Annotated in this window: 14 protein-coding genes and 1 pseudogene; 12 read left to right on the top strand and 3 right to left on the bottom strand. The window is 73.5% G+C overall.

The genetic code is table 11. The features are described from left to right. Nucleotides 1–46: 46 nt before the first annotated feature. Together ABGB06_RS25530 and ABGB06_RS25525 are read left to right on the top strand one after the other, a co-directional pair. Entirely contained in the window at nt 47–1,750 is a 1,704-nt protein-coding gene (locus ABGB06_RS25530) for an IucA/IucC family siderophore biosynthesis protein (protein ID WP_347593392.1), read from the top strand. Between the two features lie 69 nt (nt 1,751–1,819). Further along, on the top strand, nt 1,820–3,934 hold the full coding sequence (locus ABGB06_RS25525; RefSeq protein ID WP_347593328.1) for an ATP-dependent DNA helicase: 2,115 nt from the start codon (nt 1,820–1,822) through the stop codon (nt 3,932–3,934). Nucleotides 3,935–3,966: 32 nt separating this feature from the next. Here ABGB06_RS25525 and lexA read toward each other — a convergent pair whose 3' ends face one another. After that, nucleotides 3,967–4,716: a transcriptional repressor LexA gene (gene lexA, locus ABGB06_RS25520; protein WP_347593326.1), complete on the bottom strand. Its 750-nt coding sequence runs from the start codon at nt 4,714–4,716 to the stop codon at nt 3,967–3,969. Between the two features lie 491 nt (nt 4,717–5,207). Between lexA and nrdR the strand changes: the two are divergent. Together nrdR and ABGB06_RS25510 are read left to right on the top strand one after the other, a co-directional pair. Beyond that, a pseudogene (gene nrdR / locus ABGB06_RS25515) lies at nt 5,208–5,648 on the top strand (transcriptional regulator NrdR); the annotation flags it as partial. Nucleotides 5,649–5,893: 245 nt separating this feature from the next. After that, nucleotides 5,894–8,791 (top strand): vitamin B12-dependent ribonucleotide reductase, encoded by a 2,898-nt coding sequence (locus ABGB06_RS25510; RefSeq protein ID WP_347593324.1) that lies wholly within the window; start codon nt 5,894–5,896, stop codon nt 8,789–8,791. An 80-nt stretch (nt 8,792–8,871) separates the two neighbouring features. On the opposite strand, the gene ABGB06_RS25505 is transcribed toward ABGB06_RS25510, so the two are convergent. Then, entirely contained in the window at nt 8,872–9,303 is a 432-nt protein-coding gene (locus ABGB06_RS25505) for a pyridoxamine 5'-phosphate oxidase family protein (RefSeq protein WP_347593322.1), read from the bottom strand. A 60-nt stretch (nt 9,304–9,363) separates the two neighbouring features. Here ABGB06_RS25505 and ABGB06_RS25500 point away from each other — a divergent pair, with 60 nt between their 5' ends. Genes ABGB06_RS25500 through ABGB06_RS25485 form a run of 4 tightly spaced genes read left to right on the top strand, consistent with a single transcriptional unit; the run spans nt 9,364 to nt 12,320 of the window. Continuing rightward, nucleotides 9,364–10,146, top strand: coding sequence for an NAD(P)H-binding protein (locus ABGB06_RS25500; RefSeq protein WP_347593320.1), 783 nt, complete (start codon nt 9,364–9,366; stop codon nt 10,144–10,146). A 47-nt stretch (nt 10,147–10,193) separates the two neighbouring features. Beyond that, nucleotides 10,194–10,802 carry a YdbC family protein gene (locus tag ABGB06_RS25495; RefSeq protein ID WP_347593318.1) on the top strand — a complete coding sequence of 203 codons (609 nt, stop codon included), beginning with the start codon at nt 10,194–10,196 and terminating at the stop codon, nt 10,800–10,802. 40 nt (nt 10,803–10,842) lie between these two features. Next, nucleotides 10,843–11,562, top strand: coding sequence for a histidine phosphatase family protein (locus ABGB06_RS25490; protein ID WP_347593316.1), 720 nt, complete (start codon nt 10,843–10,845; stop codon nt 11,560–11,562). A gap of 53 nt (nt 11,563–11,615) precedes the next feature. Then, nucleotides 11,616–12,320: a ribonuclease HII gene (locus tag ABGB06_RS25485; RefSeq protein ID WP_347593314.1), complete on the top strand. Its 705-nt coding sequence runs from the start codon at nt 11,616–11,618 to the stop codon at nt 12,318–12,320. A gap of 49 nt (nt 12,321–12,369) precedes the next feature. Here ABGB06_RS25485 and ABGB06_RS25480 read toward each other — a convergent pair whose 3' ends face one another. Beyond that, nucleotides 12,370–14,568: a RecQ family ATP-dependent DNA helicase gene (locus ABGB06_RS25480; RefSeq protein ID WP_347593312.1), complete on the bottom strand. Its 2,199-nt coding sequence runs from the start codon at nt 14,566–14,568 to the stop codon at nt 12,370–12,372. 140 nt (nt 14,569–14,708) lie between these two features. On the opposite strand from ABGB06_RS25480, the gene ABGB06_RS25475 reads away from it, so the two are divergent. The 4 genes from ABGB06_RS25475 to ABGB06_RS25460 all read left to right on the top strand — a co-directional run bounded on the left by ABGB06_RS25475 (nt 14,709) and on the right by ABGB06_RS25460 (nt 19,957). After that, nucleotides 14,709–15,860, top strand: coding sequence for a DUF4192 domain-containing protein (locus ABGB06_RS25475; protein ID WP_347593310.1), 1,152 nt, complete (start codon nt 14,709–14,711; stop codon nt 15,858–15,860). Nucleotides 15,861–15,891: 31 nt separating this feature from the next. Beyond that, the gene (locus tag ABGB06_RS25470; RefSeq protein ID WP_347593308.1) at nt 15,892–16,632 is read left to right on the top strand and encodes an NUDIX domain-containing protein; all 741 of its coding nucleotides are present in this window, start codon (nt 15,892–15,894) and stop codon (nt 16,630–16,632) included. Nucleotides 16,633–16,713: 81 nt separating this feature from the next. After that, nucleotides 16,714–18,867, top strand: a complete 2,154-nt coding sequence (locus ABGB06_RS25465; protein WP_347593306.1) for an ATP-binding cassette domain-containing protein — start codon at nt 16,714–16,716, stop codon at nt 18,865–18,867. Between the two features lie 109 nt (nt 18,868–18,976). After that, nucleotides 18,977–19,957 carry a FadR/GntR family transcriptional regulator gene (locus ABGB06_RS25460; protein ID WP_347593304.1) on the top strand — a complete coding sequence of 327 codons (981 nt, stop codon included), beginning with the start codon at nt 18,977–18,979 and terminating at the stop codon, nt 19,955–19,957. Nucleotides 19,958–20,183: the final 226 nt, after the last annotated feature.

Raw genomic sequence — 20,183 nt, 5'->3', positions numbered from 1 at the left:
GCCGCCCCAGCATCCGGGGCAGGCGTGGAACCGAGCCGCACGGCGGCTGTTCGCCAAGATGCTGGCGGAGTTCGCCTACGAGGGAGTGGTCACCCCCGAGCCCGCCGGCGGGCCGGCGGACGCCTACCGGCTGGTCGTCACCCCCGAGCTGAGCTACCGCTTCCGCGCCCGGAGGGGCGCCTACGGCCACTGGCGCGTCGACCCCGACTCGATAACGCCCACCGCCGATCCGCTGGAGTTCGTCGCGCGGGCGCACGACACCCTGCTCGGACTCGCCGGCGACACGCTGGGCCATCTCATACGCGAGCTCAGCGCCACGCTGAGCGCCGACGTCACGCTGCACACCACCGCGCTCACCGCCGCGGAGCTCGCCGATCTGGACTACGCGCGGCTGGAGGGACACCAGGAGGGCCACCCGTGGCTGGTGGCGAACAAGGGGCGCATCGGCTTCTCCGCCTCGGACGCCGCGCGCTGGGCGCCGGAGGCGCGCACCGCGCGCCCGTTGCCGTGGCTCGCCGTGCACCGGGACCTGGCCCAGTACCGCGGGGTTCCCGCGCTGGCCGGTCCGGAGCGGCTGTACGCGGAGGAGTTGCCGGCGCCGGTCCGCGAGCGCTACACGCGGATCGTGGCCGAGCAGGGCCGCGACCCGTCCCGGTACCTGTGGCTGCCGGTCCACCCCTGGCAGTGGGACGAGACGATAGCCCCGCTCTACGCGCCCCAGGTGGCGTCGGGGGCGATCGTGCCGCTGCCCACCGACGGAGACCTGCGGCTGCCGCAACAGTCCATCCGCACCTTCCTCAACGTCAGCCGCCCGAACGCGCGCAGCGTGAAGCTGCCGCTGTCCATCCTCAACACCCTGGTCTGGCGCGGCCTCCCCACCGAGCGCACCCTGGCCGCCCCGGCCGTCACCGCCTGGATCCACGCGCTGCGCGACGCCGACCCGTTCCTCGCCGAGGAGACCCGGGTCGTGCTGCTCGGCGAGACCGCCTCGGTCACCGTCGAACACCCGCTCTACGACCGGCTGCCCGAGGTGCCCTACCAGTACCGCGAGCTGCTCGGCTGCATCTGGCGGGAGCCCGTCGGCCCCTATCTGGACGCCGGGGAGCGCGCCCGGACCCTGGCCGCCCTGCTCGCCACCGACCCGTCGGGGCGCTCGCTCACCGCCGAACTGGTGCGGCGCTCGGGGCTGGCGCCGCGCGACTGGCTGCGCCGGCTCTTCGCCGCGCTGCTGCCGCCGCTGCTGCACTTCCTCTACCGTTACGGCACCGTCTTCTCGCCGCATGGCGAGAACGCCGTCGTGGTCTTCGACGAGCGTGACGTGCCGGTGCGGCTCGCGGTCAAGGACTTCGTGGACGACGTCAACGTGAGCGCCGACCCCGTGCCCGAGACCGAGTCGATGCCGGAGCCGGTGCGCCAGGTGCTGCTGCGCGAGCCGCCGGCGTTCCTCACCCAGTTCATCCACTCCGGGCTCCTGGTCGGCGTCTTCCGCTACCTCGCGCCGTTGTGCGAAGAACAACTCGAAGTTCCCGAGGCGGAGTTCTGGTCACTCGTCCGGGCGGAAATCGTGCGCCACCAGGAGCGCTTCCCCGGGCTGAAGAACCGTTTCGAGACCTTCGACCTGCTCACCCCGCGGATCGAGCGGCTCTGTCTCAACCGCAACCGCCTCTACCTCGACGGCTACCGGGACCGCCCGGAGCGGCCGCACGCCGCCGTGCACGGCACCGTGGCCAACCCCCTGTACAGCGCCTGACGGACGCCGCACGGGCCCCGCGGAAGCGGGCGGAGGGATGTCGGTGCGGCCGCGTAAGGTGACTGCCCTATGACTGACGCATCCGACGACACATCCGGGGCCTCCGACGCCTCTGACGACCCGACCGCCGTGGTGACCGACGGCCCCGCCGGCGAGGACGCGGCGGGACGAGCCACCCTGGCCGAGCTGCTGAGCGCCGCCGTCGCCGCCGTCGGCGGCAGCGAGCGGCCCGGCCAGGTCGCCATGGCCGGGGCCGTCGCGGAGGCGATCGCCGACAGCACCCATCTGCTGGTCCAGGCGGGCACCGGCACCGGGAAGTCGCTCGGATACCTGGTGCCGGCCCTGGCCCAGGGGGAGCGCGTCGTCGTCGCCACGGCGACGCTCGCCCTGCAACGGCAGCTGGTCGAGCGCGATCTGCCGCGCCTGACGACGGCGCTGCGCCCGCTGCTCCGGCGCCGCCCGGAGTTCGCCACGCTGAAGGGCCGTTCCAACTACCTCTGCCTGCACCGGCTGCACGAGGGCGTGCCGCAGGAGGACACCGACTCGGGGGAGCCCGGGCTGTTCGACCCCTTCGAGGCGGCCGAGCGGTCCGCCGCCCGGTCCACGAGCGGTCCGAGCAGTCGGCTCGGCAAGGACCTGCTGCGGCTGCGCGACTGGTCGGGCGAGACGGACACCGGGGACCGGGACGAGCTGACCCCCGGCGTCTCCGACCGGGCGTGGTCCCAGGTCTCCGTGTCCTCCCGGGAATGCCTGGGCGCCAGCCGCTGCGCGTACGGCGCCGAGTGCTTCGCAGAGGCCGCGCGGGAGCGCGCCAAGCTCGCCGAGGTCGTCGTGACGAACCACGCGCTGCTGGCCATCGACGCCATCGAGGGCGCCCCGGTGCTTCCCGGGCACGAGGTGCTGATCATCGACGAGGCGCACGAGCTGGTCTCGCGGGTCACCGGCGTCGCCACCGGCGAGCTCACCCCCGGTGGAGTGAGCCGCGCGGTGCGGCGGTCCTCCCGGCTGGTGGACGAGAAGATCGCGGACCGGCTGCTGACCGCGTCCGAGGCGTTCGAGCGGCTGCTCGAGGTGGCCGAGGCCGGCCGGCTCGAGGCGGTGCCGGAGGATCTCGGGTACGCCCTGATGGCCCTGCGGGACGCCGCCCGGGCGGGTATCTCCGCGCTCGGCGCCACCCGGGACCGCGGCGTGCAGGACGAGGACGCGGTCCGCAAGCAGGCGCTGGCCTCCCTGGAGGCGGTGCAGGAGGTCGCCGAGCGGATCGTCCAGGGCTCGGAGTACGACGTCGTGTGGTACGAGCGGCACGACAGGTTCGGGACGTCGCTGCGCGTCGCCCCGCTGTCCGTGTCCGGCCTGCTGCGCGAGAAGCTCTTCACCGATCGTTCGGTGGTGCTCACCTCGGCCACCCTCAAGCTCGGCGGCGACTTCAACGGGGTCGGCGCCTCGCTCGGCCTCGCCCCCGAGGGCCAGCGCGGCGCGGAGGGCGAGGAGCTGCCGCCGTGGAAGGGCCTCGACGTGGGCTCACCGTTCGACTACCGCAGGCAGGGGATCCTCTACGTCGCCCAGCACCTCGCGCCGCCCGGTCGGGAGGGCGGCCGGGCCGACATGCTGGACGAGCTCGCCGAGCTCATGGAGGCGGCCGGCGGGCGCACGCTCGGCCTCTTCTCCTCGATGCGGGCGGCGCAGTCGGCGGCGGAGGAGCTGCGGGACCGCCTGGACCTGCCGATCCTGCTCCAGGGCGAGGAGACGCTCGGCGAGCTGATCCGGACCTTCGCCGAGGACACCCGCACCTGTCTGTTCGGCACGCTCTCCCTCTGGCAGGGCGTCGACGTGCCGGGGCCGAGCTGCCAGCTGGTGGTGATGGACCGCATCCCGTTCCCGCGGCCGGACGATCCGCTGATCAGCGCTCGGCAGAAGGCCGTGGAGGAGGCGGGGGGGAACGGCTTCATGGCCGTGGCCGCGACGCACGCCGCCCTGCTGATCGCGCAGGGCGCCGGCCGGCTGGTGCGGACCATGCAGGACCGCGGGGTGGTCGCGGTACTCGATCCCAGGCTGGCCAAGGCGCGGTACGGCGCCTTCCTGCGGGCCTCGATGCCCGAATTCTGGTATACGACGGACCGGAACCAGGTGCGCCGTTCTCTCGCCGCGATCGACGCGGCGGCGCGGAGCGGCACCGCGTCGTGAGGACGTCGAGGTGCCGCCTGGGCCCGGCCCGCTCAGACGCGCCGCATCACCGCGACGACCTTGCCCAGGATGGTGGCCTCGTCGCCGGGGATCGGCTGGTACGCGGAGTTGTGCGGGAGCAGCCAGATCTGGCCGTCCTCCCGCTTGAAGCGCTTCACCGTGGCCTCGCCGTCCAGCATGGCCGCCACGATGTCGCCGTTCTCCGCGACGGGCTGGCGGCGCACCGTCACCCAGTCGCCGTCACAGATCGCGGCCTCGATCATGGAGTCGCCGACGACCTTCAGCACGAAGAGCTCGCCGTCGCCGACGAGCTGACGGGGGAGCGGGAAGACGTCCTCGACCGACTCCTCGGCCAGGATCGGACCACCGGCGGCGATCCGGCCGACCAGCGGCACGTACGACGCGGCGGGCTTGCCCGCGGTGTCGGGCGCGGGCGGGGCGGGGGTCTCGGCGCCGCGCACCTCGTACGCCCGGGGGCGGTGCGGGTCGCGGCGCAGGAAGCCCTTCCGCTCCAGCGCCATCAGCTGGTGGGCGACCGACGACGTGCTGGACAGGCCGACGGCCTGGCCGATCTCCCGCATGGACGGCGGGTATCCCCGGCGCTGCACGGAGTCGCGGATGACCTCGATGACCCTCCGCTGGCGGTCCGTGAGACCGGAGCTGTCCGCACGGATGCCCGGAGGACGCCCCGGCATCGGCCTCCCGGCCGCGGCGCTCGGCGCGGCGATCCGGTCCTGGCGGCGCTCAGCGGCGGTGATGGCGTCGTCTGCTGCGGTGGTCATGTCGCCCCTTCTCAGGTGGTACTCCCTAGTCAGACAACGGTAGTTGCTATCGAAAGGTTGCGCCAAACACACGTTCGAGTGAAAAAATGCAGATCTGCTGCCGGAATCCGGAGATCCGGTGTATATGCAGCAGCTGGTCACTCAGGGTGTTCAGGAGAACGGTAGCAGCTGGCGCGGTAGTCTCTGACCGCCGTTCGTCGCCGGGCGCTCCGTGACCTGTCGGACGCGGCCCGTGGCGGCGCGACACGCCGACCGGCGCGACTGGCGCAAACCCTAGATCTAGTGGTAGGCGTCCGAGTATCTCCCACAAATTGTGGTGGGGTGGCATCATCCACGGCTGAGATCGCCTATGCTGGAGAGCGCTCCGAGGGCCGCTCCGGCGGCTCGACGGGGTTGGCCGCGCTGTCCCCTCGTGGAGTCGGCCAGCACGTTGCGTTACGAAGCGTGGTCACGGATGCCGTGCGTGCCGTGGGAAGGAAGGGAGAAAAGCGATGCACTGCCCCTTCTGCCGGCACTCCGACAGCCGGGTCGTGGACAGCCGCACCGCGGACGACGGGACGGTCATCCGCCGCCGTCGCCAGTGCCCGAGCTGCTCCCGCCGGTTCACCACCGTCGAGACCGCCTCGCTGATGGTCATCAAGCGCAGCGGGGTGACCGAGCCGTTCAGTCGGGACAAGGTCATCGCGGGCGTCCGCAAGGCGTGCCAGGGCCGGCCGGTCACCGAGGACGCGCTCGCCCAGCTCGGCCAGCGGGTCGAGGAGGCGGTGCGCGCCACCGGCAGCGCGGAGCTCTCCACCCACGACGTGGGCCTGGCGATACTCGGCCCGCTGCGCGAGCTCGACCTGGTCGCCTATCTCAGGTTCGCCTCCGTGTACCGGGCCTTCGACTCGCTGGAGGACTTCGAGTCCGCGATCGGCGAGCTGCGCGAGAGCCTCAGGGAGGCCGGGCAGGAGCGACCATCCGGGCCCGGGGCCGGTGGTGCCGGGCACGCCGGAGACGCCGGGAAGGCCGAGCACGAGGCCGTGGGCCCGGCGGTGCCGGGCCAGCCAACCGCCGCCGGTTGAGCGGCGCGCAGACCCGGCCGGAGCGCATCGTCGCCTCCGGCCGTCAGGAACAGAATCCGTGATCCGGCACGATCGGGTCACACCAGGGCGTAACGCCCGAACAGGGAGGCGGCATGACTGAGACGACGAGCGGCCCGGCACGTGGCTCCCGCGCCAAGGGCGGCAAGGGGAACAAGGGTCTGCGCATCGAGCGCATCCACACCACGCCGGGCGTGCACCCCTACGACGAGGTGGTCTGGGAGCGTCGTGACGTCGTCATGACCAACTGGCGCGACGGTTCGGTCAACTTCGAGCAACGTGGCGTGGAGTTCCCCGACTTCTGGTCGGTGAACGCGGTCAACATCGTGACCAGCAAGTACTTCCGCGGCGCCGTCGGCACGCCGCAGCGGGAGCGGAGCCTCCGGCAGCTGATCGACCGGGTCGTGAAGACCTACCGCCGGGCCGGCGAGGAGCACGGGTACTTCGCCTCGCCCGAGGACGCGGAGATCTTCGAGCACGAACTGGCGCACTCCCTGCTGCACCAGGTGTTCAGCTTCAACTCACCGGTGTGGTTCAACGTCGGCACCCCGCAGCCGCAGCAGGTCAGCGCCTGCTTCATCCTCTCCGTCGAGGACTCCATGGAGTCGATCCTCGACTGGTACAAGGAGGAGGGGATGATCTTCAAGGGCGGCTCGGGCGCGGGCCTCAACCTCTCGCGCATCCGGTCGTCCAAGGAGCTGCTGTCCTCCGGCGGGAACGCCTCGGGACCGGTGTCCTTCATGCGCGGCGCCGACGCCTCCGCGGGCACCATCAAGTCCGGTGGCGCCACCCGCCGGGCGGCCAAGATGGTCGTGCTCGACGTGGACCACCCGGACGTCGAGGCCTTCATCGAGGCCAAGGTGAAGGAAGAGGCCAAGATCCGGGCGCTGCGCGACGCCGGCTTCGACATGGACCTCGGCGGCGACGACATCACCTCCGTGCAGTACCAGAACGCGAACAACTCGGTGCGGGTCACCGACGCGTTCATGCACGCGGTGGAGGAGGGCTCGAAGTTCGGCCTGCGCGGCCGGCTCAGCGGCGACATCATCGAGGAGATCGACGCCCGGGACCTGTTCCACAAGATGGCCGAGGCGGCGCACGCCTGCGCCGACCCCGGCATCCAGTACGACGACACCATCAACCGCTGGCACACGTCGCCCGAGTCGGGCCGGATCACCGCCTCGAACCCGTGCAGCGAGTACATGCACCTGGACAACTCCTCGTGCAACCTGGCCTCGCTCAACCTGATGAAGTTCCTCAGGGACGACGACGAGGGCCACCAGTCCTTCGACGCCGAGCGTTTCGCCAAGGTGGTGGAGCTGGTCATCACCGCGATGGACATCTCCATCTGCTTCGCCGACTTCCCGACCCGGAAGATCGGCGAGACCACCCGGGCCTTCCGGCAGCTGGGCATCGGCTACGCCAACCTCGGCGCGCTGCTGATGGCCACCGGGCACGCCTACGACTCGGACGGCGGCCGCGCGTTGGCCGGTGCGATCACCTCGCTGATGACCGGCACCTCCTACCGGCGCTCCGCCGAGCTGGCCGCCGTCGTCGGCCCGTTCGACGGTTACGCGCGGAACGCCGAGGCGCACAACCGGGTGATGCGCCAGCACGCGGACGCCAACGCCGACGCCAAGCGGATGGACGACCTGGACACCCCGGTCTGGGCCGCGGCCACCGAGGCGTGGCAGGACGTGCTCCGCCTCGGCAAGAAGAACGGTTTCCGCAACGCGCAGGCCTCGGTGCTGGCGCCGACCGGCACCATCGGGCTGATGATGGACTGCGACACCACCGGCATCGAGCCCGACCTGGCGCTGGTGAAGTTCAAGAAGCTGGTCGGCGGCGGCTCCATGCAGATCGTGAACAACACGGTCCCCAAGGCGCTGAAGCGGCTCGGATACCAGCCCGAGCAGGTCGAGGCGATCGTCGCCCACATCGCCGAGCACGGCAACGTCATCGACGCGCCCGGCCTGAAGCCCGAGCACTACGAGGTCTTCGACTGCGCCATGGGCGAGCGTTCGATCGCCCCGATGGGCCACGTGCGGATGATGGCCGCCGCCCAGCCGTTCCTGAGCGGCGCGATCTCCAAGACCGTCAACATGCCGAGCACCAGCACCGTGGACGACGTCGCCGAGATCTACCTCCAGGGCTGGAAGCTCGGCGTCAAGGCGCTCGCCGTCTACGTCGAGAACAGCAAGGTCGGCCAGCCGCTGTCGGCCAAGAAGAAGGACGAGAAGCCGGCCGAGGCGGAGAAGACCGAGCCCGCCGCCGCGCCCGAACGGGTGGTGGAGTACCGGCCGGTCCGCAAGCGCCTGCCGAAGGGGCGTCCCGGCCTCACCACGTCGTTCTCGGTCGGCGGGGCCGAGGGCTACATGACGGCCAACTCCTACCCGGACGACGGCCTGGGCGAGGTCTTCCTGAAGATGTCCAAGCAGGGCTCCACCCTGGCGGGCATGATGGACGCCTTCTCCATCGCCGTCTCCGTGGGCCTGCAGTACGGCGTGCCGCTGGAGACGTACGTCTCGAAGTTCACCAACATGCGCTTCGAGCCGGCCGGCATCACGGACGACCCGGACGTGCGGATGGCCCAGTCCATCGTGGACTACATCTTCCGCCGGCTGGCGTTGGACTTCCTGCCCTTCGAGACCCGTTCGGCGCTGGGCATCCACACGGCGGCCGAGCGGCAGCGCCACCTGGAGACCGGCTCGTACGAGCCGGCCGACGACGAGATGGACGTCGAAGGGCTCTCCCAGTCCGCGCCGCGCCAGACGGACTCGGGCCGGCCCGCCGCCCCGGGGGCGGTGGCCCCGGTCGAGGAGGCGCGGGAGCGGCCGGCGCCGAAGGAGGCGCACAACTCGACCGAGCTGCTGGAGATGCAGCTCGGCCTGAACGCGGACGCCCCGCTGTGCTTCTCCTGCGGCACCAAGATGCGCCGCGCCGGCAGCTGCTATGTCTGCGAGGGCTGCGGCTCCACCAGCGGCTGCAGCTGACCGTCCGCACCGGCCGTCCGCCCGCGTCGTCACGACGCCGGCGGGCGGCCGGTCGTGTGGTGCCGGCGGTGGGGGAGCGGTCACACGCTGTAGCTCAGGTCCTGGGTGCGCAGCGAGCTCGGGCGCAGCCGGAGCCAGACCGTCCCCCGTTCGGCGGGATCGTCGTGCAGGTAGCGCCGGAAGCGGTCGTCCCACGTCCGCTCGTCCGCGCCGAGGTATCGGCTGAGCTTCCGGTGTCCGCGTGCCACGTCGAACGGCAGGATCTCCGCCCGCCCGCGGGCGATGACCTGCCTGACCAGCCCCGTCGAGACGTCGCAGACGTCGACGACCAGGGCGATCGCCGGATCCGCGCGGACCCGGTCGTGGAGCCGGCCCCACGGTCCCGACAAGATCCAGAAGGCCTCGTCCTCCCAGAGGAACCACGTGGGTCGCACGGTCGGTCCGTTGGTGGCCACGCGCGCGGTCAGCGGCTGGGCCAGGAAGGCGGTGACGTCGAACGCGTGCTCTGCCATGCGCCGATCATGCCGTTACCGTGGCAGAAGCGGCACAGGGGCCCGGAAGGGAGGCAGACCGTGGACAGCGGCATCCTGGTCACCGGCGGCACGGGCGCCCTGGGCCACCACGTGGTGTGGCGGCTGCTGGAGGACGAGCACGACGTGCGGGTGTTCAGCAGGCACGGCCGGCCGGCGAGCGATCGCACGCCGACCAAGTGGCGGCGCGGTGACCTGCGGACCGGGCGCGGGCTCGACGCGGCGCTGGACGGCGTCCGCGCGATCGCGCACTGCGCCACCACGCGGGGGCGTCACGACGTCGCGGCGACGCGGCGGCTGGTCGAGGCGGCACGGCGGGCGGGCCGGCCCCATCTGGTCTTCGTCTCGATCGTGGGCATCGACCGGGTCCCGGGTTTCCCGTACTACCGGGTCAAACGTGAGTGCGAGCGGATCGTCGAGGAGTCGGGCCTGCCCTGGACGCTGCTGCGGGCGACGCAGTTCCACGAGCTGGTGCTCGAGATGACGCGCGCCCAGCGCTGGCTCCCGGTGGCGCTGGCCCCGGGCGGCGGCGTCAGCATCCAACCGGTGGCGGCCCGGGAGGTGGGCGAGCGGATTGCGGAGCTGGTGACCGGCGCGCCGGCGGGCCGCGTTCCCGACCTGGGCGGTCCCGAGGTCCGCGAGGCGGCGGGCCTGGTCAGGGCGGTGCTGGCGGCGGACCACCGGCGCCGCGCCGTCGTGCCGCTGCGACTGCCTGGCCGATCGTTCCGCGAGGTTCGGCAGGGCGCGCTGCTGGCACCGGAGCACGCGGTGGGCCGGGTCACCTTCGAGGAGTTCCTCGCGGAGGAGAGCCGCACCGCCGCCTGACCACCCGGCCGCGCTTGCGCTACCCCGGTTGGCCGTACGATGGCGCGGTGCTGGTCAAGTGGATGCGCTGCACCGTGGTGGACCGAGCCGGCTTCGAGCGCGGACAGCGCAAGTGGGCGGGCCTGCTCGGCGAACCCGGGTTCCGGGGGCAGGGCGGGGGCTGGAGTCGGACCCGTCCGGGGGTGATGCACCTCTTTGGCTTCTGGGAGAGTCGCGCCTTCTACGACTCCTTCATGGCTCGCTCCCACGACCGCCTCGCAGCCTCCCAGGCCGGCACCTACCAGGAGATGCGGGTGCGGCTCTTCCAGTACCGCTTCGACGTGAAGATGGGCTTCCAGCCCCAGTTCGCGGACGCCGACCTGCTGCGGGTGGCGCACTGCCGGGTGCACAGGGAGCGCGCCGAGCACTTCGCGCTGATGCAGGAGAAGGTGTGGAACCCGGCGATGGCCGGCTCGCCCGGGATGTTGCGCGGGGTCTTCGCCGAGGCCGAGCCGGAGAGCGAGTTCCTGGTGCTCTCCATGTGGAACTCGTCGGCCGAACGGGCCAAGTACCGCACCGAGCGCGTCGAACGGCTGGCGCTGCGGGCGCAGACGGGCGCCGACGTGGCGGCGATCGCCGGCGACGTGATCGACATGGAGTCGTCCTGGACGGTGTGATCGGCCCCGCCACGCTCCACCACCGAACTACGCTGGTCACATGGCACGACCGCGACGCATCGTCCTTCTCCGGCACGGGGAGTCACAGGGGAACCACGACGACTCGGTGTACGAGCGGGTCCCCGACCACGCGCTGGCGCTGACCGAGAAGGGCCGCCGGCAGGCGAGGCTCGCGGGGGAGCGGCTGCACGAGGTCTTCGGGCGGGAGCGGGTCTCCGCCTACGTCTCCCCGTACGTGCGCACCCACCAGACGTTCAACGCGCTGGGCCTCGACCCGTCTCTGGTGCGGGTTCGGGAGGAGCCGCGGCTGCGCGAGCAGGACTGGGGGAACTGGCAGGACCGCGCCGACGTGCTCCGGCAGAAGCGGTCCCGCGACGCCTACGGGCACTTCTTCTACCGCTTCGCCCAGGGCGAGTCGGGGGCGGACGTCTACGACCGGGTCGGCGCCTTCCTGGAGAGCCTGTGGCGCAGCTTCGAGAAGCCCGACCACCCGCCGAACGTGCTGCTGGTGACGCACGGGCTGACGATGCGGCTGTTCTGCATGCGCTGGCTGCACTGGACGGTCGCCGAGTTCGAGTCGCTGTCGAACCCGGGCAACGGCGAGACCAGGGAGCTGCTGCTCGGCGGCGACGGCCTTTACCACCTCGACCGTCCGTTCGAGCACTGGCACACGCCGGAGCGGCCGTTCGAGGACTGGGGCGCCCCGGCGTCGAGCACCTTCGTCGGCCGCTACGAGCGCACCGGCAACGACGCCCGTTGACCGTCGGGGTGGCGTTTCCGGCCGGCGGTGCCCGGCGTAGGGTGGAGAGTGTCATGCCCTACGAGCCTCCTACTCACCGGACCGAGCGGTCGATTCGCGCGACGACCGGCGCGCGGCTGGTCGCCGGGATCGACGAGGTCGGCCGGGGCGCCTGGGCCGGTCCGGTCACGGTGTGCGCCGCCGTCACGGGACTGCGCCGCCCGCCCGACGGGCTGACCGACTCGAAGCTGCTGACGCCGCTGCGCCGGACGGCGCTCGCCGAGGTGCTCACGGGCTGGGTGACGGCTCACTCGATCGGGCACGCCTCGCCGCAGGAGATCGACGCGCTCGGCATGACCGCCGCGCTGCGCTTGGCCGCGGTGCGCGCGCTGCAGGGGCTGCCGGAGCCACCCGACGCGGTGATTCTCGACGGCAAGTACGACTACCTGGGCGGTCCGTGGCGGGTCCGGACGGTGATCAAGGGCGACCAGTCGTGCGTCTCGGTCGCCGCCGCCTCGGTGCTCGCCAAGGTCAGGCGCGATGCGATGCTCGCCGAACTGGCCCCGGACCACCCGCAGTTCGGCTTCGACAGCAATGCGGGCTATCCGTCGCCCGTACACCAGGCGGCGCTCGCCGAATGGGGTCCCACACCGCACCACCGGCTGTCCTGGGCGTATCTGGACGGGCTGCCGCGGTGGCGGCACCTCAGGCTGCCGCCGCGGGGCGGGGCCGGCGGCGTCGCGGCCGAGGACGACGCGGAACAGCTCGGCATCTTCTGAGCGCTCCCGCCCGACCCCCGCCGCCCCGGCCGTCCGGGCCGACGCCCTGTCAGCCCTGCACCGCGAGCACCAGCGGCAGTACCTCCCCGGCGCCCGCGCGGCGCAGCAGCCGGGCCGCCATGGCCAGGGTCCAGCCGGACTCGGTGACGTCGTCGACCAGCAGGAGCGGTCCCACGGCGGCCCGCACCGCCTCGGCCAGCGGCTCGGGCAGCGTCAGCGAGTCGTGCAGCGCCCGGACCCGCTGGGCGCCGTTGCTCCGGCCCGCCGGCGCGCTCCGGTCCGCCGGCGGCAGCGTCCCCAGCAGCGGCAGCCGACCGATGGCGGCGATCCGCTCGCCGAGCGAGGCGACCAGCCGCGGCCGGCTCCGCGAGCCGACGGTGACCACACCGACCGGACGGCGCAGCGCGTCCGGCCCTCCCGAGGCCCAGCCGCCAGGGGCGGTGCTCCACTCGGCGACCACCGTGACCAGCGCCCGCAGCACGTCGTCGGGCACCGGGCCGTCGGTCCCGCCCGCGGCCAGCAGGGGGCGCAGCCGATTCCCCCAGCCCAGGTCGGAGAGGCGCCCCAGCGCCCGGCCCGGCGCGGCCTGCTCCCCGGCCGGGATCCGGCCCTTGAGCTCGACCCCGATCGCCGCCAGCCCGGTGGGCCACATGCGGCGTGGCTCCACCGTGACGCCGGGACGGTCGAGCTCCCGGCGGGCCGCGGCGAGGGAAGCGTCCGCCACCCGCGACTCGAACCGGCCACCCGCGCAGATGTCGCACCGCCCGCAGGGAGTCGCCTCGGGGTCGTCGAGCTGCCGGCGCAGGAACTCCATCCGGCACTGGTCGGTGCTGAGGTAGTCCCGCATGGCCTGCTGCTCCGCCGCCCGCTGCCGGGCCACCCGCGCGTACCGCTCGGCGTCGTACTCCCAGCCGGCGCCGGTGGCCGCCCAGCCGCCCCGCTCGCGTCGCACGGCGCCGTCCACGTCGAGCACCTTGAGCATCATCTCCAGTCGGGTGCGGCGCAGTTCGACCAGCGGCTCCAACGCGGGGAGGGACAGCGGCCGGCCCGCCTCGGTCAGTGCCCGAAGCGTCTGCCGCACCTGCTCCTCGGGAGGAAAGGCGAGCGACGCGAAGTATCTCCAGATCGCCTCGTCCTCCGGGCCCGGGAGCAGCAGCACCTCGGCGTGCGCGACGCCCCGGCCGGCACGGCCGATCTGCTGGTAGTAGGCGATGGGGGAGGAGGGCGAGCCGACGTGCACCACGAACCCGAGGTCCGGCTTGTCGAAGCCCATGCCGAGCGCCGAGGTGGCGACCAGCGCCTTCACCTTGTTCGCCAGGAGGTCGGCCTCCGCCGCCTCGCGGTCCGCGTTCTCCGTGCGTCCGGTGTATGCGGCCACCACGTGACCCCGGTCGCCGAGATAGCTCGCCACCTCCTCGGCCGCGGCCACCGTCAGGGTGTAGATGATGCCGGACCCCGGCAGCTGGTCGAGATGGGAGTCGAGCCAGGCCAGCCGCTCCGCCGCGCCCGGCAGGCGCAGCACGGACAGCCGCAGGCTGTCCCGGTCCAGCGGCCCGCGCAGCACCAGGGCCTCGGCTGCGTCCCCGCCCGTGCCCAACTGCTCGGCAACGTCGGCCGTGACCCGCGCGTTCGCCGTCGCGGTGGTGGCGAGCACGGGCACCCCGGCCGGCAGCCGCGCGAGCATGGTGCGCAGCCGGCGGTAGTCCGGGCGGAAGTCGTGACCCCAGTCCGAGACGCAGTGCGCCTCGTCCACCACCAGCAGTCCCGTCGTCTCCGCCAGCCGGGGCAGCACCTCGTCGCGGAAGTCGAGGCTGTTCAGCCGCTCGGGGCTGATGAGGAGCACGTCCACGGCGCCGGCCGCGACGTCGTCGCTGACCGCCCGCCACTCCTCGGTGTTGGCCGAGTTGATCGTGTGGGCGCGGATGCCGGCGCGTCGGGCCGCCTCGATCTGGTTGCGCATGAGCGCGAGCAGCGGGGAGACGATCACCGTCGGCCCGCTGCCCCGCTCCCTGAGCAGCGCGGTGGCCACGAAGTACACCGCGGACTTGCCCCAGCCGGTGCGCTGCACGACCAGGGCCCGGCGTCGCTCGGCGACCAGTGCCTCGACGGCCCGCCACTGGTCCTCCCGGAGCCTGGCGGCTCCGCTTTGGTCACCGACGAGCCGGGCGAGCACCGCGTCGGCCTCGGCGCGCAGGCGCGCTCGCTCCTCGTCGGACGGCGGGGCGTGGCCCGCGTCAGGCTCTCGCATCCCCCCATGCAAGCCGACCGGCGGCGGTTTTCGCCAACCGGGCTGTGGATGAACCGTCTTAAATGTGAAGAATATGATCATCGACGATGTCTGTGGACAAGTCAGTTCACGGGGTGGCTCGCCCACGGCACCGTCGTGGCATGACTCGACACAGCGACACCGCACGAGACCTGACCCTCGTCGACCACCGCGTCACCCTGCGCGGCCCGGCCGACCTCGCCGACGCCCTGCCGTATCTGCTGGGGTATCACCCGGACGACTCCGTGGTGCTGATCGGCCTGCACGGCGCCCGCGGCCGGCTGGGCGGCCGGATCCGCACGGGTATCCCGGAGGATCCGGGCAGCTGGACCGAGGCGGCCGAGCAGCTCGCCTCCTGTCTCGTCGAGGGGAGCCGGGCCCGTGGCGGCAAGCCCGACGCCGCGGTCCTCTATCTCTGCCAGGAGCCGCGCGACGGCGGCTCGGCCAGGGCCGTGATGGAGCGGCTGCGGCCCTTGGCGCAGCGCCTGCGCACCGCCTGCGGCGCACTCGACGTCCCCGTGTTCGAGGCGCTCTATCTCTCCCGGACTCACTACTGGTCGTACTGCTGTCCGGACGGTGCGTGCTGTTCCGGCGAGGGTGGCGAGCTGCCCCGGGCGGGCACCTCGCCGATGGCCGCGGCCGCCGCCTACGCGGGCCTGCGCGTCCAGGGCTCGCTCGGGCAGCTGCGACGGCGGTTCGCACCGCTCGGCGAGCCGGTCGCCAGCCGGCAGGCCCGGGCCCTGGACCGGACGGCGGCGCGGCTGGTCCCGCGCCTGCTCGGCTCGCCCGCGGCCGGCGAGGCGGCGCGTGACCAGACGCTGGACCTGGCCGAGCTGCTGCTGGGCCGGCTCCGCGAGGAGCCGCCGCCGGAGCGCCCCGACGAGGCGGCGGCGGACGCCCGCGACGACGCCCTGCTCACCGCGGAGGACGCCGCGCGCCTCGTGCTGGGACTCCAGGACCGGGAGGCGCGGGACCGCGCCGCCGAGTGGATGGAGGGCGGCGAGGCACCCGTGGCCCTGCGGCTGTGGCGCGCGCTGGCCCGTCGCTGCGTTGCCGCGTACCGGGAGCACGCGGCGGCCCCGCTCACCCTGGCCGGCTGGGTGTCCTGGTCCTCGGGGGACGAGACCGGCGCCCGGGTGGCGCTCGGCCTCGCCCTGGAGGCCGACCCGGAGTATGTCTTCGCCACCCTGCTGCACCAGGCGCTCAACGAGGGACTGGATCCGGAGCCGTTGCGCCGCTGCATGCGGCAGCAGCGGGCCGCCAGAACGCTCTGATGGCGGTCTCCCGGCACCCTATGATCACGGCATGCCCTACGACCCGTCGGACTTCCCGCCGTTCGCCGTCACCGTCGATCTGGTCGTGCTCACCGTCCGTCGGGATGCCCTGTGCGCGCTCACGGTGCGTCGGGGCGAGGAGCCCTTCCAGGGGGAGTGGGCGTTGCCGGGCGGGTTCGTGCGCGCCGACGAGGACCTGTCGTCCGCCGCGGCACGGGAGTTGGCGGAGGAGACGGGGCTCCGGGTGCACGACGCGGACAGCGGGCCGACGGGGGCCCACCTGGAGCAGCTCGCCACCTACGGGGACCCGGACCGGGACCCACGGATGCGGGTGGTCAGCGTCGCCCATCTGGTGCTCGCCCCCGACCTGCCCGCGCCCACGCCCGGCGGTGACGCGGGCGGCGCGCGGTGGACGCCGGTGTCCCGTCTGCTGGTCGGCGCCGATGGCGCCGCCGCCGACCGGCTGGCCTTCGACCACGCGAGGGTCCTCACCGACGGGGTGGAGCGGGCCCGCTCCAAGATCGAGTACTCCTCCCTGGCCACCGCCTTCTGTCCGGCGGAGTTCACGGTGGGCGAGCTGCGCCGGGTGTACGAGGCGGTGTGGGGGGTGGCGCTCGACCCGCGGAACTTCCACCGCAAGGTGACCGGCACCCCGGGCTTCCTGGTGCCGCTCGGCGGCACGACGACCCGTCAGGGGGGCCGGCCCGCCCAGCTGTTCCGGGCCGGCGGGGCCACCGAGCTCAACCCGCCGATGCTGCGGCCGGAGGTATAGGCGCGGACGCCGCGAGGCGTCGACTGGAAAATCCGATATGTCCCGTTATCGTGTGAGCGTCCACCGTCAGCGGGAGAATCGATGATCCAGGCCATCGGACTCACCAGCACGCTCCGACGCGGCGAGCCCTTCGCCGTCGACGACCTCACCTTCGAGGCGCGTCCGGGCGACGTCACCGCACTGCTCGGCCCTGCGGGCGCCGGCAAGACCGCAGCGCTGCGGCTGATGCTCCAACTCGAACCGGGGCGCGGGGTCGCGCTCTTTCGCGGCCGGCCGCTGTCCCGGGTGCCCCACCCCGCCCGGGAGATCGGGACGCTGCTCGGCGACGTGCCGGCGCATCCACGACGCACCGCGCGGAGCCATCTGCGGATGCTGGCCGCGGTGGCCGGCGTGCCCGCGGCCCGTGCCGGCGACGTGCTGGAGGTGGTCGGGCTGAGCGGCCTCGCGGACCAACGGCTCGGGGCCTTCTCCCGAGGCATGGACCGCAGGCTGGGGCTGGCGGTCGCACTGCTCGGCGATCCGCACACGCTGGTGCTCGACGAACCCACCAGGGGCCTGTCCCCGCGCGAGGCCGCCTGGGTCCACGGCCTGCTCCGCGGCTACGCGGACCAGGGCGGCACGGTCCTGGTGACCTCGCGCGACGAGAAGGCCACGGCGGGCTTCGCCGACCGGGTGGTCAGCCTCGACGGCGGACGGCTGGTCGCGGACCAGACGATCGCGGACTACTCCCGCACCCGGCTGCGGCCGCGGGTGGTGGTCCGCACCCCGCACGCCGACCGGCTCGCCGCGGCGCTCGCCCGGGAGTGCCGGCCGACCACGGCGCGCGGGCCCGCCGTGGAGGTGGTCAGGGAGGCCGGCAGCAGCCTCGCGGTCTTCGGCAGCGACTGCGCCGCCGTGGGGGAGGTGGCCTACCGGAACCGGGTCGTGGTGCACGGCCTGGCCAACGCGGTCGGCCCGGCCGGCGACCGTTCGCCGGCCGGCCCGCTGCGGCGCGCCGACGGCCGGGACGCGGAGCGGGTCCCCGCGCCCGCCATCGCCACCCACGTGCCGGCCACCCGGATGGCGTCGGGCGCCCCGACCGTGGCCGTCACCTCGGCCGGCCCGGCCCCCGCCGCCGGCGCGACCGCCTCCGCCACGCCGACCGCGTCGCCGCCGCAGCCGGCTCGGTTCCCCGCGTCCACCCCACCCTCGACCGCGGCCCACTCGACCCCGGCGACGTCGCCCACGGCGCCGTCCCCGAGCGTCCCGGACGCCCCGACCCCCACTCCGGCTCCGTCCTCGTGCGCGGCCGCCGCCGCGACCTCCGCGGCCGGGGCGGGCGCCCCCGCCACCCAGCCCGGTCCCCGGATCGCGCCGAGTTCGGCCGTCCGGATCCCGTCGGGCGTCTCCGCCGCCTCGGCCGGCCGCGCGGCACCGGCGCGCCGGCCGGTCGCGGCGGCGCTGCCACCCCGGCTGCCCGCGCTCCCGCCGCCCAGCCCGAGCTGGCCGTTGCGCTACGAGCTGCGCCGCTGGTCCGGGCTGCGCAGCACCTGGTGGATCGAGGCGGTCGCCCTCGTCGCCGGGGTGGTGGCCGCGGTCGTGCTGTCGGCCCTCGACGCGCGGTCCGGCGAGCGGGCCCTCGCCGGCTGGCCCCACCACCTGCCGCTGCCGCCGGTGGCGCTCGCCGCCGGGATGCTCGGCGCGCTCTCCTTCGGCCAGGAGTTCCGGTATCCCGCGCTCGCCCCCGACCGGGTGGCGGTGCCCCGGCGGCTGTCGCTGCTGGCCGGCAAGGTGCTCGTTTCCGGGGCCGTCGCACTGGCGCTCTGCTGCGTGGCCGTCACCCTCAACTCGGCTGCGGTCTCCCTGTTGTTCGGACCCGCCCGGCCGGCCGACGCCTCGTGGGGCTCCGCCCTGCAGGCCGTGGCCGCGCTGTCCGTGGGCTGTGCCTGGGCCGGGTTGCTGGCCGCCGGACTCTTCCGCTCGACCCTGGCGGGTCTGGTCGCCGTCGCCGCGGTGCCGCTGCTGCTCGCCCCGGTCCTGCGGATCCTGGTCGAAGGGCCGGTCGGTCGCGTGTTCGACGCACTCCCCGGCCGGCTGCCCGCACCGGCCGAGCTTCCCTTCCCGTCCGGAGTGGACCGTTGGGTGTCCGCGTCGGTGCAGCTGGCATCGCAGCCGGTCGGCTGGGCGCTGGCGCTCTCGCTCGGCGTGCTGCTCTGCGGATACGCCCTCGTCGGCCTGCGGGGCGGCCTGCGGTGAGCCCGGCGTGCCCCCCGACTACCCTCCCCTGCCTCGGCCTTGCCTGCGAGAAGTCCATTTCCGTCCGGTTAGACGTCAATTATGCGGGAGTCGCCGATCACCCTTTCGTGTGCTTTTCACCAAAGACCTCAAGGTGCCTTCTGCCCCCGCCGACAAAGGAGGCGTGACTACGCTTGCGCACTCCATGATGACCGCCACACGCTCCGCCGAGTCCGGCTCCTCCGGCTCCGGCGAGCTTGACCGCTATTCCTACGCCGAATCCTCCGGCGCGGCCCGCACCACCAACGCTCCCGCGTGGGACAGTGCGGAGCCCGACATGAGCCGGGTCGGCCGCCGGGCCGCGGGCAACCGCGGGCGGGGTCTGCACGGTCAGCTCGTCCAACAGCTCGGCCAGATGATCGTCTCCGGCGATCTGGGCGCCGACCGCCCGCTGGTCCCCGAGGAGATCGGTCAGCGCTTCGAGGTCTCCCGCACCGTCGTCCGGGAGTCGCTCCGCGTCCTCGAGGCCAAGGGCCTCGTCAGCGCCCGGCCCAACGTGGGCACCCGGGTCCGCCCCGTGGGCGACTGGAACCTGCTGGATCCCGACATCATCGAATGGCGCGCGTTCGGACCGCAGCGCGAGGACCAGCGTCGCGAGCTGTGCGAGCTGCGCCTGACCATCGAGCCGCTCGCCGCGCGCCTGGCGGCGGCCGACGGTCGCGAGGAGATCCGGCAGCGCCTCGGCGACATGGTCGACATCATGACGCACGCGCTCGGCCAGGGCGACGCCCTCACCTTCTCGCGGGCCGACGGCGAGTTCCACGCGCTGCTCCTCCAGGCCGCCGGCAACCGCATGCTGGAGCACCTCTCCGGCATCGTCGCCTCGGCCCTGCAGGTCTCCGGTGGCGCGCTCTCCGCGTGCGAGCAGCCCACCGAGGCCTCGATCGCCCTGCACCAGCGCATCGTGGACGCCATGGGCTCCGGCGAGCCGATCACCGCCGAGACCGTCATGCGACAGCTGCTGGCGCCGTCCGAGGCGGCCGGCACGGCCGCCGGCGGGACCGCCGCCGCGGGCGCGGACCACGTCGTTCCCGCCCCGCGCGAGCACTGAACGGCACGGCACGTTAACGGCGCGTCGCCGGAGCCGGTCCGGGCAGGGCTCCGGCGACGCATGCGCTCCGGCCCGCTACAGTCGAGCGTGCGGTGTGACTCGGGACACGCGAATGTTGCGTAACGCTTCGGGAAGCAGCGCGATGATTCAAGAGGTGGCCGCGGTGGCCGGACCAGGAGTCCGGACCCGCTCCGCCGACGCCGCTGGCTCACCCCTGCCGGTGGTC

This window comes from Streptomyces sp. B6B3, assembly GCF_039871525.1.
Taxonomy (GTDB): Bacteria; Actinomycetota; Actinomycetes; order Streptomycetales; family Streptomycetaceae; genus Streptomyces.
Note: the sequence above shows the minus strand (reverse complement) of the source record. Positions and strands in the feature narration are given on the sequence as shown.

Excerpts from the sequence above, each read along its gene's own strand:
- ABGB06_RS25525 (WP_347593328.1), top strand. The coding sequence starts at position 1,820 with ATGACTGACGCATCCGACGACACATCCGGGGCCTCCGACGCCTCTGAC.
- lexA (WP_347593326.1), bottom strand. The coding sequence starts at position 4,716 with ATGACCACCGCAGCAGACGACGCCATCACCGCCGCTGAGCGCCGCCAG.
- ABGB06_RS25510 (WP_347593324.1), top strand. The coding sequence starts at position 5,894 with ATGACTGAGACGACGAGCGGCCCGGCACGTGGCTCCCGCGCCAAGGGC.
- ABGB06_RS25505 (WP_347593322.1), bottom strand. The coding sequence starts at position 9,303 with ATGGCAGAGCACGCGTTCGACGTCACCGCCTTCCTGGCCCAGCCGCTG.
- ABGB06_RS25490 (WP_347593316.1), top strand. The coding sequence starts at position 10,843 with ATGGCACGACCGCGACGCATCGTCCTTCTCCGGCACGGGGAGTCACAG.
- ABGB06_RS25485 (WP_347593314.1), top strand. The coding sequence starts at position 11,616 with ATGCCCTACGAGCCTCCTACTCACCGGACCGAGCGGTCGATTCGCGCG.
- ABGB06_RS25480 (WP_347593312.1), bottom strand. The coding sequence starts at position 14,568 with ATGCGAGAGCCTGACGCGGGCCACGCCCCGCCGTCCGACGAGGAGCGA.
- ABGB06_RS25475 (WP_347593310.1), top strand. The coding sequence starts at position 14,709 with ATGACTCGACACAGCGACACCGCACGAGACCTGACCCTCGTCGACCAC.
- ABGB06_RS25470 (WP_347593308.1), top strand. The coding sequence starts at position 15,892 with ATGCCCTACGACCCGTCGGACTTCCCGCCGTTCGCCGTCACCGTCGAT.
- ABGB06_RS25465 (WP_347593306.1), top strand. The coding sequence starts at position 16,714 with ATGATCCAGGCCATCGGACTCACCAGCACGCTCCGACGCGGCGAGCCC.